We start from the raw sequence: 13,340 nt of genomic DNA, 5'->3' as shown, positions 1-13,340 counted from the left end.
AGTTCTTGATGTCTGATCGATCCTGCCAATTCCCCTCCAGGCTGCGCCCGATGGCTACCTCTTTACTACTGGTCTCTGCAGCGATGTTGACGGCCTGTGGCGGTAGCAGCAGCTCCGGGGATGAGCATGAGCACACGGATATTGACACCGCGGGCCGTCTGGCCCTGTTCGACACCGACGCTTCGCAGCTCAAGGTTCTGGACCTCGACAACAGTGAAGTGCTCGCATCCATGGCGGTGGATGGCGAGGCTCCGAGCCTTTATGCCTCCCCCGGCAACCGGTATGCCGTCGCCATTCAGCGGGGCGACGATCTGGTGTCGTTTGTTGACGGTGGGCTTTACACCGAGGACCACGGCGATCACATGCATGATTACGCAGATACGCCGAGCATGCTGTCCCTGACGCTGAACGATCACAAACCGACGCACTACTCCTCTGGTGAAGCGGAAGGTGTCGTTTTCTTCGACGGCGGTGAGGCTGCAAGCTCCAAAGTGACCGTGTTTTCAGATGCGACGTTGGGAAGCGGCGCCACCGTGGCCAGCCTTCCGCTGGATAACAACATGCACGGCGTTGCCAAGATGATTGATGGCCACCTGTTCGTGACCTACCGGGACAGCTCGATTACGGACACCACCCTGCCGGCGGCGGTTGAGCGTTATCACCTGGACGGTTCCGACTTCGAATTTGAAGAACGCTACAGCCAGGCTTGCCCGAGGCTTCATGGCGCCGCCGCCAACGCCCATAGTCTTGGCTTCGGCTGCAGTGATGGCGTTCTGGTAATTGATCTGCACGAAGCTGGTTACCCAGCTTCCAAACTGGACAACCCCGAAGGTCTGGCGGATGGCTCTCGCATAGGAACTGTGGTTGCCAATCACGATGTTGAGGAGTTGGTCGGCATTGCCGGTGACCGCCTGTTCGTGATCCATCCGGAATCAACCACTGAGGTCTACCACGAACTGGAACTTGGCGAGGGCGTGGGCCGCCTGGCCCAGGGCTTTACCACCCACGGCGAGGTCTTCTATGTGCTCGGCGATGATGGTGACCTGAGGCTGTTCGACCCCGCCAGCGACTGGGCGCTGATGACCACGGCTGAGCTGATGGACGCGCCGGGCGAAGGTGACACCCTGGCCGTGACCACGTCTGCCGCCCAGGAGCGCCTGTTCGTGCTGCACAACCAGTCTGTGATCGAAGTTGATACCACCGATGGCGATATCGTTCGGACCATCAACCTTGGTTTCAGCGCTTCGGCTATCGCCTGGCTCGGTCTGGCGGAAGCGGGACGCGACCACGATCACGAAGAAGAGCATTCACACTAATCTGCTTTGAATCCAGCAGGGCGCGTCGACACCTGGTGGCGCGCCCTGCTGTTTTATCTCCGGAGTACCTATGTTTAAACGTTTTGCACCCTTTGCCATTCTCCCATTGGCCATGACAGCAGGCGGCGCAACCGCCAACGAACTTAATCCGGACGTCAGTGTGACATTGGACGGATACTACAAGCAGAACGAGACCGCTCTGTCCCATCGTGAACAGGGCTTTGGCCTCGGCCACACAGAACTGTCCCTGTCTTCCCCGATCGATGACCTGTTCTCCGGCCGACTCACCGCCGTGTTCGAAGAGCATGACGGTGAGAGTGAGGTGCTGATTGAAGAGGCGTATCTGCAGACGAACGGCTTGCCTTACGCACTGAACGTGCGGGCCGGTCGTTTCCTGTCGCAGGCTGGATACCTGAACGGTCGTCACATGCATGAGGACGATTTTGTCGAACGCCCGGCTGCGTATCGTGCGATGCTTGGCAGCCATTACTACGATACCGGGGCGCGCCTGAATGTGCTGTTGCCAACCCCCTTTTTCTGGCAGTTGGGGGCAGAAGCCTTCGCCGGCGACCAACTGACCGAGGGCGACGAGGACATTGGTGTTTACACCGTCAATACCCGACTCGGTGGAGATATCAGTCTGTCACAGAGCTGGCAGCTGGGGCTCTCCTGGCTCCGGAATCGCCATGCGAAATTGGCGGATACCGGCGACGGCAGCCACGATCATGACCACGAGGACGGGCATGACCACAGTCACGGCGCGGCCTACACTGGCGAAAATCTCTATATCGCTGATCTGGTCTGGAAGTGGTCTCCCAACGGAAACAACCGTGAACAACAACTGACGCTAAGCGGCGAATATCTCTATGCGGACGAACTGAATCAGTTTGCGGCGTCTGACGATACCAATGAAGGCTGGTACGTTTCCGGCGTTTACCAGTTCGCACCCCAGTGGTCGGCGGGTGTTCGTTACGGTGAGGTGGATCTTCAGGAAGCCCACGGCGATCACTTCCACAACCAGACCCTGGAAGAGACCGACGTGATGCTGTCCTGGTCCCGTTCCCATTTCTCCACGGTACGGCTGCAGTACACCCATCAGGAAGCGACCGGCTTCAGCAACGCCGACAACACGGTGATGGTGCAGTACGTCATGTCACTGGGTGCCCACGGCGCCCATGGGTACTGATATGACACTTCGTAACGCGGTTGCGGCACTTTTGTTGATAGTGGCATCCGTGCCGGCCCAGGCCCAGCTTCGGGTGTTCGCCTGTGAACCGGAGTGGGCGGCCCTGGTTCGGGCGCTGGCGCCGGATGCTGAGATCACCGCGGCGACCAGTCATCTCCAGGATCCGCATTACATTGAGGCACGGCCAAGCCTGATTGCGGCGGTGCGGCGCGCGGATATTGCTGTGTGCACCGGCGCTTCTCTGGAAGCCGGCTGGTTGCCCATGTTGCTTCAACGGGCCTCGAACCCGGACATTCAGGCCGGACGCGCCGGGCTGTTCTTTGCCGCCGATCATGCTCAGTTGCATGCGCCCCACGATCACGTGGATCGCAGCATGGGCGACGTCCACCCGGAAGGTAATCCCCATGTGCACCTGTCGCCCGATCAGTTGCCAGAGATCGCCCGGGCCCTGGCCCAGCGCCTTGGCGAGATTGAGCCGGAGCAAGCGGCGGCGATTCAGGGCCGGTATATCCGCTGGCGGGGTAACTGGAATCGGGCTAGAACCGAATGGCGGGCCAGGGCGGAGGCGCTTGAAGGCCGATCCCTGGTGGTTCAGCACTCCAGCTTCAGCTACCTGTTACGCTGGCTGAATGTGGAAAGGGCAGCGGATCTGGAACCAAAGCCGGGTCTGCCCCCCAGTGCCAGCCACCTGATTCAGCTTCTGGCCGATCCGGCCCTTTTGGAGGCGAGCGCCATCTTGATTACCAGCTATCAGGACCTTCAGCCTGCTGAATGGCTGGCGGAGCAAACCGGGCTGCCGGTTGTGGTGGTGCCCGGCACCGCCACGGGCGAAGCGCCGACTGAGACCCTAAGCGGGCTGATCAGCGAAATTATCCGCCAGATTGAGTCGGCCGAACCCGGAGCCTCCGATGGCGGAATATGAATGGCTGCTCTTGCCAGCAGCCGGCAGTGCCATGCTCTGCCTGCTGCTGGTCCCGTTGGGTTACCAGGTGATTGCCCGAGGCGTGATCTTTGCCGACCTGGCCATTGCCCAGTGGGCGGCTCTCGGCACCCTGGCCGGGCTCTATTTTCTGCCCAACCACACGCTGGCCGGGGCACCGGTCAGCAGCCTGATGTTCGCGCTTCTCGCGTCCCTGGCAGTGCACCTGATCTTCAGGCGCCTGGCGGAAGCGAAGGAAGCCTGGATCGGTATTCTGTACGTGGTTGGGGCGAGCCTGGCCGTGCTCCTGGTCAGTGGTGATCTCCATGGGGCTCAGGCACTACATAGAGCCGCGTCGGGCGATTTGCTCTGGGCCAATTGGCCTCTGGTGCTGGCCGTCGCCACGCTCACCGCTCTGGTCTGGTTGCTGGAATGGTGTCGCCCCACTTGGGTGACAGGTGCGGCCTTTCTGCCCGTGTTCGCGGTGGCGGTGACCTACTCGGTCTCGCTGGCGGGCATCTACGTGGTGTTTGCGACCCTGATCATGACGCCGTTGATCCTTGGTACGCTCGCTGGTAAAACGCCGTCCCTGGCTGCCGGCTGCGCAATTGCTGGACACCTGTCGGCTATTGGCCTTTCGGTCGCTTTCGATGTGCCAGTCGGGCCGGCCATCGTGGTGGCGACCCTCGCCATGTCCCTGCTCTGGTTGCTCGTTTTACGCGGCCTTGCTGCCCAGAATTCGGGTGCGCTGCGGCCGGAAGCCGGCCGTGGCCAGTAATGCAAGTACCACCGTCACGCCGGCCGTAATCCCGAAAGCCATCGGATTCCATTCCAGATACAGCGAAAACCGGATTGCCTCCACGGCGTGGGTAAACGGATTGAACTGGCAGATCCAGTACAGCCAGGGACTGGCCTCGTTCATGCGCCAGAGGGGATAGAGCGCCGAGGACATGAAGAACATCGGGAAGATGACAAAGTTCATCACCCCGGCGAAGTTCTCCAGTTGCTTGATCCAGGTGGCGATCAGAAGGCCCAACGCGCCCAGCATCAGGCTGGTGAGAATCAACGCCGGCAGTACGGCCAGGTAGCCCCAGAGTGGTGGCTCCACATCCACCAGCAGCGCCAGCAGCAGGAACACATACACCTGGCCGATGGACACCACACCCATGGCCAGCAGTTTGGTCACCAGCAGGAAAGGTCGGGGCAGGGGGCTCATCAGGAGAACCCGCATGCTGCCCAGCTCCCGGTCGTACACCATGGACAGGGCGCCCTGCATGCTGTTGAACAGGATGATCATGCCGCATAGCCCGGGGGCAATGTAGGTCTCGTAGGTGATGTAGGTTTCATAGGGCGGAATGATGGAAATGCCAAGAACCGCCCGGAACCCGGCGGCGAACACCACCAGCCAGAGCAGTGGCCGGACCAGGGCACTGGCAAAGCGGGTGCGCTGCTGCCAGAAGCGCAGCCATTCACGGGTCTGGATGCCAACAAAACAGTGCCAGTAATGGGAGGCTTTCATATCAGTCGGCTCCGGTCAGGGAATGGAAGGTCTCGGCCAGATCCCGGGTTCCTTCGGCTTCGCAGATGGCCTGGCCGTTGCCGTCGGCCAGTAACTGGCCCTGGTGAAGGATCAGGACCCGGTCGTCTGACCGGACCTCTTCGATCAGGTGGGTGGCCCAGAGCACGGTCAGTCCGTCTTCGTCGCACAGGGTTCGCACGTGCTCGTTGAGCGCCTTGCGGCTGGCGACATCCAGGCCCACCGTCGGCTCGTCCAGCAACAACATGGAAGGGTTGTGAAGCAGGGCCCGTGCTATTTCCACTCGCCGACGATGGCCGCCGTTGAGCTGGCGGACAGCGTCGTTGGCCCGGTCCTTAAGGCTAAAGCGTTCCAGTTCCCGATCACCCCGAACCCTGGCTTCCTTGCGGGACAGACCGTGCAACGCGGCGTGGTATTGCAGGTTTTGGCGCACGGTCAGATCAAGGTCCAGGGCGTTCTGCTGGAATACGACGCCGATCTGACGCATGGCCTCGGCCGGCTGTTTTTTCAGGGATTGCCCGGCGAGCAGAATATCCCCCTGCTGAAGGGCCAGCAGGCGGGTAAGCAAACCAAACAGGGTTGATTTGCCGGCGCCGTTGGGCCCAAGCAGCGCGTGAAAACGGCCAGAGGTCAGCGTAAAGCTGACCTCCCGGAGCACCGGCTTGTCGCCGTAACGAAAGCTGAGGTTGCTCGCTTCGATGGTCATGACGTCGGATCGATCACCACACCCCAGGGGTAGCGGCCTACCTTGATGGATTTGATGACCTTCAGGTCTTCCACATCGATCACGGATACATCGCCGGACACGCCATTGGTGGTGTAGAGGTGTTTCTCGTCCTTGTCCAGATCCAGCTGCCACACCCGGGCGCCCACCAGCAGGTAATCCAGAACTTCATAGGTCTGGGCGTCAACAACCGCTACATGATTGGAGGGACCGAGCGCTACGAAGGCGTATTTGCCATCGGACGTCAGTTCAATGCCTACCGGCTGGACCCTGTCCTGATTCACGCCCGGCACCTTGAAGGACATCTCGTGGATCTGCTCCAGGTTGTCCACGTCGATGATGTGCACGGTGCCGCCGATTTCCGCCGAGGCCCAGGCAATCTTGCTGTCCTTGCTGAACTCCACGTGGCGCGGGCGCTGGCCGACCACAATGTTTTTCTCGATCTCGAAGGTCTCGGTGTTGATCCAGTGCAGCATGCTGGTGGTTTCGGAGGTGTTGACCGCCCACTTGCCGTCGGGGCTCACAGCCATACCTTCCGGCTCGATGCCCACATCGATCTGGGCCAGAACATCCTTGGTATCCACATCCACGACCGTCACGATGGCGTCGTCCTCGTTGGCGATGTACAGGTGCTTGTTGTTCGGGTGCAGCGCGAACTGCTCGGGATCCTCGCCAGAGGGCAGGGTATCCACAATCTTGCGGGTGGCCAGATCCAGCACCTGCACCGTGTCGTCGTCACTGGCGCAGATGTACAGCTTGGTAAAGTCCTTGGACAGCAGGATACCCCGGGGCCGCTGGCCTACATCGATGGTTTCGATCACTTCCCGGGTTTCGGTATCAATCACCGACAGGGTGTTGTCTTTCTCGTTGGACACATAGGCCACGCTGGCCAGTACCGGTGTCGACAGGCCGATCATGGCGGCCAGTGCCGTCTGTTTGAACAGGGTTTTCATGGTGTGACTCCTTCTTGTTTTGAACGTTGGCCGCCATGGGCTCAGCCGTTAATCCGACACTCGCTTTCAGGTTTGTCGAAGCCGAGGGTGTCCATTTCGGTATTCGGGTGCAGGAAGCCTTCAAATGGAGCTCGTGCTACCAGCCCCCGGGGATGAACCAGTGGAATTGGCTGTCTCAGTTGGCCGTTCCAGTCACGGAAGGTGAGTTTTCGGCCCTTGAACGCGGCCAACTGGAATTTGTCGCTGAACAGGAAATTTCGGATGTCATTGGGGTTCGCAGAGTTCAGGTCGGTCACTGCCGTACCCATTGAGCGAATGGCAGCCCAAGCCGCGTAGTCTTCACCGTTCATATCCCGCCCAGCCAATTCGCGGAAACGGTTTTGAAGTTGCGCGGCACCCCAGCTTTCCACCACCCGATGCCAGGTGACCGGTGACATGCCCTGCGTGCCCACCACCGGGCGCGGCAGCCAGGTGTTGAAAGGCACGTACTCGCCAAAATCGCCCCGTACATCAGCGACTACCACCGCATCGTAATCACTGGCCTGGGTGAACAGCGGCAGTTCTTTGGAGGCGGTACGGCGAAGATCGGCGTCAAAGGTCCAGGGCTTGTCTTCGACGATCTCCAGCCCGAAACGCTTGGCAGAGCGTCGGAAGGCATCGGCCCAGCCCTTGTCGGCCTCGGTCGGCCCGGTAATCAGGAAAACCTCATCCCAGCGTCGCTGGTTAAGCCACTGGCCCAGGGCATCGGTGAGCATCGAATAGCTGGGCATGGTGTGCAGCAGGTTTACGTGGCACTGGCCGGTGCGCAGGGCATCGTCCTTGGCGCCAGCGTTGAAGACCAGGGTGTTGTCGCCGGTCTTGCCCGTGATGGTCTTCAAGGTCTGGGCCGGAGCGTTCACCACGAAAAGCTCAATGCCGCTCTCACGCATGGCATCAAAGGCCGCGAGGGCCGCGTTTTCCGAATCGGCAATCTCACTCCGGAGTGAGTAGGTCTGGCCCAGAAACTTGCCGGTGGTGCTGTTGTCGTTGATGGCCAGCTCGGCGCCTCGCAGACCGGCGTCTTCAGGTTCCGGGATTACATTGGAAAGCACCGGTCCCTGATCCGGAACCCACTGGAGATAACCAATCCGCACATCCAGGGGCTCAGCCTGAAGTGGGCTTGCTGCCGCTAGTGTGATCAGTGAAGTGGCCGCTGTCCGGGACAGAAAAGACATGGGATTCTCCGGTTTGTTGTTGTGCTTTCAGCTTAGAGAAGGGAAAAAGCCCCGGAAATATTCAGAAAGTAGGAAAGTGGCGGTACTAAAGAACTATTCCTGTCAAAACTGGCGTCTTTAGCATGGAGATAGAAAAGCTGTTTACCCGCAACGGATAAAAACAATGACCGTATACCGGAAGATTTCCCTCTTGATGCTGGCGGTTTTCCTGCTGATCTATCTGCTTGGAGCGCTGCTCTACACACAGCAGGCCCGTCATGATGTCCAGCGCGAGCTTGATGGTGTTGCCGGTCTGGCACAGAGCCTGGGAAGCCCTACTGATCTTCCGGAATCCGTCGTCAGCAGCATGCGTCACCTGGCGCCGGCTGATATGGAATCCGGGGTAGGCGGAGACGTGCCAGCCTGGTTCTCGGCGATGATTGCCGGAGAGTCGTCCCGGCCGGAGGTCAATGGCTGGCAGGTTGATCCCGCCGACGAGGTTGAAGAAATCTGGGAAGGGTTCCTACTTATCTCGGGTGCCTATGCAATCGGTATGGGCCTCTGTTTCCTGGCCCTTTTCGTAATGGTTGGGCGAGGCATGCGCACGCTTGCCAGCCTGTCCGAGGCCATGGGCGCGGTCTCGGCGGGTCAGTTGACTTCCCGGCTGCCGCGTCAGGGCGAACAGGAACTGGATGCGCTGGTTTGTCGGTTTAATTCCATGGCCGGGGCGCTGGAGTCGGAGCAGCAGACCGTCAGCCGTCTGCTTAATGAACTGCTGCAGTTACAGGATCGGGAGCGGGAACACATAGCCCGGGTACTGCACGACGATCTGGGCCAGTACCTCACCGGAATTCGCGCCCAGGCCCGCAGTCTGCTCTACGATCCGGACCTGGGTGATCGACAAAAACAGCAGGCCATGGAGCTGGCGGAACACTGCGAGACCATCCAGAAACATTTCCGGCACCTGTTACAGGATCTGCATCCGCTGGTGATGGAGCAACTTGGTCTTGGCAGTGCAATCCGGCATTTGGCGGAGCAATGGCAGCAGCTCAGCGGGCTTGAATGTCGCCTGGCCATGGACGAGCGGTTGCCGGAATTTACCGGTGAGCAGCAGACCCACCTTTACCGATTCCTGCAGGAAGCCCTGAACAATGTTTCCCGACATGCCAACGCGTCCTGCGCCACGCTTGCGGTTGCCCGCAAAGACGACGAGCTGAGCATTGAGGTGCGTGATGACGGTGTCGGCAATGATCAGCTGCCCGGCAATGCGGGTCTCGGCGTACGTTCAATGTGTGAGCGGGCCCGCTGCCTGGGTGGTGAGGTCAGGTTTCTGAGTCGTATTGGCGAAGGAACTCGCATTCGGCTTGCTGTGCCGCTCAGCCCGAATACCGGAGGTGTGCTGTGAAACTGATGATTGTGGATGACCACCAAGTGGTACGCCAGGGCATCGCCAATCTTTTGCGCTCGATGCTTCCGGCGGTGGCAATCACCGAAGTCGACAACGGCCAGGATGCGGTTGCCCGCTACGGGGAACTGCGACCGGACGTGGTGCTGCTCGATATGGGGCTCCCCGACATCTCCGGGTTGGAAGTCGGGCGTCGACTGCGTCAGCGCTGGCGTGGGGCGGCTATCCTGTTTTTTACCATGCACGATGAGCTGCCAATGGTAAGGCAGGCCCTGGATGTGGGTGGTCTGGGGTTTGTTTCCAAAAGCTGCGCCCCCGAGGAGCTTGCAGAAGCAGTGAAGAGGGTCGCCGCCGGACAGCCCTATATCGAACATCCGATTGCAACTCGACTGGCCATGAATCAGGAGCGACCTGTCGATCATCGGCTCAGGGATATGACCCAGCGGGAGATGGAGGTATTGCTGATGTACGCCAGGGGCGAGAGTGTCGGCGGAATCGCCGAACGGTTATGTGTCAGCAGTAAAACGGTTTCCAACCACCTGGCCGGCTTGAAAAACAAGCTTCAGGTGTCTTCGTCCGTGGAGCTGATTCATTTGGCGGTGGATGCCGGTCTGATTCGTTATGGTCAGCTTGAGGAAGCGAGGCGGGTCTGAGCCCGCCCCGGATTACCAGTCAAAGGGGCAGGCCGTACAGCCCTCCATATAGGTGCCCTCAAAGGTGGCATAGTGGATTCGGGTTCCGGTCAGGTCTGCATCAGCCAGGTTGGCCAGCCCAAGCTTGGCTTCCTGAAGATTCGCCCCTCTCATGTTGGCTCCTTTCAGGTTCGCCTTCGGTAGCCAGGAAATCTCGAAGCTGCTAAAGGGCATGGTGGCGTTTACCAGGGTGGCACCGGAGAAACGGGAGAAGTCGAAGTTGGCGCCGGTCAGATCGGCCCCGCTGAAGTCCGCACCCTGGGCGAACAAATACTCGCCCTGCATCCCCTGTAATTGGGCATTCTTCAGCGATGCGCCGCGCATGCTGGCCCGGTAGACCTGAAGGCGGTAGCCCGTGACGTCGTCAAGGTTTGCGCCATCAAGGTTGGCACCTCGCAGGCTGGTATGGCTCAGGTTGGCGCCCGACAGGTTGGCACCTCGGAAGTTGGCAGAGCGCAGATCCATATTCGACAGATCCGCTCCCTGCAGGTCAGCGCCGGCACAGCTGGTCTCCCGTTGCAGCTTGCAGCCGTTGATGACAGGGACTTTGTCCAGGTCAGCCATGTAATCGCCGGCCAGTGCCGGTGCCATGAACAACAAAAGTGAGGCGGTAGCCAGAGGTCTCATGATTTCACTCCTGAATCAAGGCCGGAAAAAGGGGCCTGGCGAAGCGCCAGGCCCAGTCCGGAGGGCATTTAGCGGGAGGCCTGTGCCCAGGAGGGCATCTTGAAAACCCAGAATGACCCGCCCTGGGAAATGGGCTTGGTAAGCTCGGCCATGTCGCCGCCCCAGAGCGGAACCGCGCCGCCGTAGCCGGAGGCAACGCCTATGTACTGCTCACCGTCCATCTCCCAGGTGATCGGTGAGGAGATGATCCCGGAGCCGGTCTGGAACTTCCAGAGCTCTTCCCCGGTTTCAGCATCGAATGCTTTCAGGAAGCCATCGCCGGTGCCGGTGAATACCAGCCCGCCCTTGGTGGCCAGCACCCCGGCCCACAGTGGCAAGCGTTCCTTGTGCTCCCATTCGATCTCGCCGGTGAGCGGATTCATGGCGCGAAGGATGCCCACGTGGTCGTCGTACATGCGTTTGATGCGGAAACCCTGGCCGAGGTATGCGGCACCTTTCTTGTAGGTGACCTCTTCAGTCCAGTAATCCTCTTTCCAGTGGTTCGCGGGCACGTAGAACAGTCCCGTATCCTGGCTGTAAGCCATGGGGTTCCAGTTCTTGCCGCCGAGGAAAGGTGGAGATACCTCAATGGCCTCGCCACGGGTTTCACCCTCTGCTACGGGTGGCGGACGCTGACCTTTTCTCTCCACAGGGCGGCCATCTTCACCAATGCGCTCGGCCCAGGTAATGTTGTCCACGAACGGAAAGCCTTTCTTGAATTCACCGTTCTCGCGGTCGACGACATAAAAGAAACCGTTGCGGTCGGCATGGGCGGTTGCTTTGACGGTTTCGCCGTTCTCGTCGTATTCAAACAGCACCAGCTCATTGTTACCGGAGAAATCCCAGGCATCGTTCGGCGTATGCTGGTAGAACCATTTCACTTCGCCGGTGGTTGGGTCTACACCTACCTGGCCGGAGGTGTACAAGTTGTCGTAGTCGGCAGGGTCACCGCCGGGGGACGTGCGTTTCCAGGTATTCCAAGGCGCGGGGTTTCCGGCACCAATGATGATGGTATTGGTTTGCGCGTCGAAGCTGGCGCTTTGCCAGGGGGCACCGCCGCCATGACTCCAGGCTTCCACCTTGCCGGTTTCGGTGTTGGGATCATCCGGCCAGCTGGGTGCGCGAGGATCCCCGGTGGGCGTGCTTTTCTCGCCGTTCAGACGGCCATAGTGGCCTTCAACGAACGGGCGCATCCAGACTTCTTTACCGGTATCCGGATCCCGGGCAAACAGCTTGCCGACCACGCCGAATTCATCCCCGGAAGATCCGTGAATCAGCAGGACTTTGCCGGTTTTCTGATCCTTTACGAGAGTCGGAGCACCGGTCATGGTGTAGCCAGCTTCATGGTCGGCGAATTTTTCACGCCATACGATGTCGCCGGTGTCCTTGTTGAGTGCAACGATGCCTGCATCCAGGGTGCCGAAGAAGACCTTGTCACCGAAAATGGCTGCGCCACGGTTGACCACGTCACAGCAGGGGCGGATGCCCTCTGGAAGCCGGTGATTGTATTCCCATAGGCGTTCTCCGGTTTTGGCGTCCAAGGCCCATAAGCGTGAGTAAGAGCCGGTTACGTAAATAACACCGTCATGAACCAGTGCCTGGGATTCCTGACCTCGTTGCTTTTCATCGCCAAACGAGAATGACCAGGCGGGAACCAGTCGCTCGACATTATCCCGGTTGATCGTGGTCATTGGACTGTACCGCTGGGCCTTGGGGCCAATGCCGTAGCCCAGCACGTTTTCCGGTGTTTGAGCATCGTTGGCGATATCCTCCCAGGTCACGTCTTTGGCGCTAACCTGGCTGGCCAAGCCCGCCGCTGAACCCAGCGCGAGAGCCAGTCCAATCCCGCGAAGCAGCGGGCGTTTGCGTGTTTTGATGTTCATAGTCTTTCCCCTTGGTTTTTGTTGTAACCATCGTCTTGCTCATGGCATCGACGCTTCGAGTATCGGCGCAGGCGATTCTCTGTGGCGACGGAAAAGCCCATCCCGGAATCGGGAAGTTAGCCTCAAAAACCGGGAAAACTTCCCGAAAAGTCCCCTTCTTCATGAAAAATGGATGTTTTCTGGTTTTCAGGCCTACATCTCGTGCTTTGGCCTTCGCTCTGAGCGTCTACTACCAAGGAACTAAACCAAAACCCCCAAAGTGGCATTCGGATTGGACTGTGGGATTCCTAGACTGGTGATCAGCAAGTTGGCAACTGACAAATCCAATAGCCAACCACGGGGAATCCAATAACAGAGGTAAGACCAATGGCAATGTCCTTTTCACTCAAAGCAATCGTGGCTTCGGCCATGTTTGGCCTGGCCGGCTTCGCTATCGCGCATGGCAATGTCACACCACAGGAAGTGGATACGGGCAATCTGCCGGAGCTGGGCGATGAGGTGCGCATCGAGAACCCCTTCCGCGAGGGCAATGAATTCGGCGAGTTCAATGCCCAGGCTGCCAAAATCGGTGAGAGTGCCTACGCTGGCAACTGCGCCGCGTGCCATGGCATCCGGGCGATGTCCGGCGGTCTCACGCCGGATCTTCGCGAACTGACCGAATGGGATGACGAGTACTACATCGGACGCGTTATGAACGGTACCGATCGCGGAATGCCGTCCTGGAAAAAGAGCATGGACCAGAACGCCATGTGGGCAATCCGCACCTATGTGGAATCCCTGCCCAAGCCAGAGTGATGAGCGCGGCTTCTTTTAAAACGAGCGCCTGAATTCGGGTCGGCCATGTGCCGGCCCTTCGTCGTTGGGAG

The 13,340-nt window shown here is 59.6% G+C and carries 13 protein-coding genes; 7 read left to right on the top strand and 6 right to left on the bottom strand.

Annotated elements, in window-relative coordinates; all coding sequences use genetic code 11:
- Positions 1-8: 8 nt before the first annotated feature.
- From ACO06L_RS11280 to ACO06L_RS11265, 4 genes are all read left to right on the top strand, one after another.
- Positions 9-1,316: a hypothetical protein gene (locus tag ACO06L_RS11280; protein WP_227716081.1), complete on the top strand. Its 1,308-nt coding sequence runs from the start codon at positions 9-11 to the stop codon at positions 1,314-1,316.
- A 70-nt stretch (positions 1,317-1,386) separates the two neighbouring features.
- A complete protein-coding gene (locus ACO06L_RS11275) occupies positions 1,387-2,502 on the top strand; it encodes a hypothetical protein (protein ID WP_202348190.1) in 1,116 nt (371 codons plus the stop codon).
- Position 2,503: 1 nt separating this feature from the next.
- Positions 2,504-3,424: a metal ABC transporter solute-binding protein, Zn/Mn family gene (locus ACO06L_RS11270; protein ID WP_202348191.1), complete on the top strand. Its 921-nt coding sequence runs from the start codon at positions 2,504-2,506 to the stop codon at positions 3,422-3,424.
- On the top strand, positions 3,411-4,199 hold the full coding sequence (locus ACO06L_RS11265; protein WP_202348192.1) for an ABC transporter: 789 nt from the start codon (positions 3,411-3,413) through the stop codon (positions 4,197-4,199). The genes ACO06L_RS11270 and ACO06L_RS11265 overlap by 14 nt, the downstream gene beginning before the upstream one ends.
- Here the strand turns inward: ACO06L_RS11265 and ACO06L_RS11260 are convergent.
- Genes ACO06L_RS11260 through ACO06L_RS11245 form a run of 4 tightly spaced genes read right to left on the bottom strand, consistent with a single transcriptional unit; the run spans position 4,137 to position 7,849 of the window.
- Entirely contained in the window at positions 4,137-4,940 is an 804-nt protein-coding gene (locus tag ACO06L_RS11260) for an ABC transporter permease (RefSeq protein ID WP_202348193.1), read from the bottom strand. The genes ACO06L_RS11265 and ACO06L_RS11260 overlap by 63 nt on opposite strands.
- 1 nt (position 4,941) lies before the next feature.
- Positions 4,942-5,664 (bottom strand): ABC transporter ATP-binding protein, encoded by a 723-nt coding sequence (locus ACO06L_RS11255; RefSeq protein ID WP_202348194.1) that lies wholly within the window; start codon positions 5,662-5,664, stop codon positions 4,942-4,944.
- Entirely contained in the window at positions 5,661-6,635 is a 975-nt protein-coding gene (locus tag ACO06L_RS11250; RefSeq protein WP_202348195.1) for a YVTN family beta-propeller repeat protein, read from the bottom strand. The genes ACO06L_RS11255 and ACO06L_RS11250 overlap by 4 nt, the downstream gene beginning before the upstream one ends.
- 41 nt (positions 6,636-6,676) lie before the next feature.
- On the bottom strand, positions 6,677-7,849 hold the full coding sequence (locus tag ACO06L_RS11245) for an ABC transporter substrate-binding protein (RefSeq protein ID WP_202348196.1): 1,173 nt from the start codon (positions 7,847-7,849) through the stop codon (positions 6,677-6,679).
- A gap of 163 nt (positions 7,850-8,012) precedes the next feature.
- Between ACO06L_RS11245 and ACO06L_RS11240 the strand changes: the two genes are divergently transcribed.
- Complete coding sequence (locus ACO06L_RS11240) at positions 8,013-9,233, top strand: sensor histidine kinase (protein ID WP_202348197.1); 1,221 nt, start codon at positions 8,013-8,015, stop codon at positions 9,231-9,233.
- The gene (locus ACO06L_RS11235) at positions 9,230-9,886 is read left to right on the top strand and encodes a response regulator (RefSeq protein ID WP_092030413.1); all 657 of its coding nucleotides are present in this window, start codon (positions 9,230-9,232) and stop codon (positions 9,884-9,886) included. Before ACO06L_RS11240 ends, ACO06L_RS11235 begins: the two co-directional genes overlap by 4 nt.
- A 12-nt stretch (positions 9,887-9,898) precedes the next feature.
- On the opposite strand, the gene ACO06L_RS11230 is transcribed toward ACO06L_RS11235, so the two are convergent.
- Together ACO06L_RS11230 and ACO06L_RS11225 are read right to left on the bottom strand one after the other, a co-directional pair.
- On the bottom strand, positions 9,899-10,552 hold the full coding sequence (locus ACO06L_RS11230; RefSeq protein WP_064229924.1) for a pentapeptide repeat-containing protein: 654 nt from the start codon (positions 10,550-10,552) through the stop codon (positions 9,899-9,901).
- Between the two features lie 68 nt (positions 10,553-10,620).
- On the bottom strand, positions 10,621-12,474 hold the full coding sequence (locus tag ACO06L_RS11225) for a methanol/ethanol family PQQ-dependent dehydrogenase (protein ID WP_202348198.1): 1,854 nt from the start codon (positions 12,472-12,474) through the stop codon (positions 10,621-10,623).
- A gap of 366 nt (positions 12,475-12,840) precedes the next feature.
- Between ACO06L_RS11225 and pedF the strand changes: the two genes are divergently transcribed.
- The gene (gene pedF, locus ACO06L_RS11220; protein ID WP_053113110.1) at positions 12,841-13,269 is read left to right on the top strand and encodes a cytochrome c-550 PedF; all 429 of its coding nucleotides are present in this window, start codon (positions 12,841-12,843) and stop codon (positions 13,267-13,269) included.
- The last annotated feature ends 71 nt before the right edge of the window (positions 13,270-13,340 follow it).

This window comes from Marinobacter sp. (assembly GCF_965229985.1).
GTDB lineage: Bacteria > Pseudomonadota > Gammaproteobacteria > Pseudomonadales > Oleiphilaceae > Marinobacter.
Note: the sequence above shows the minus strand (reverse complement) of the source record. Positions and strands in the feature narration are given on the sequence as shown.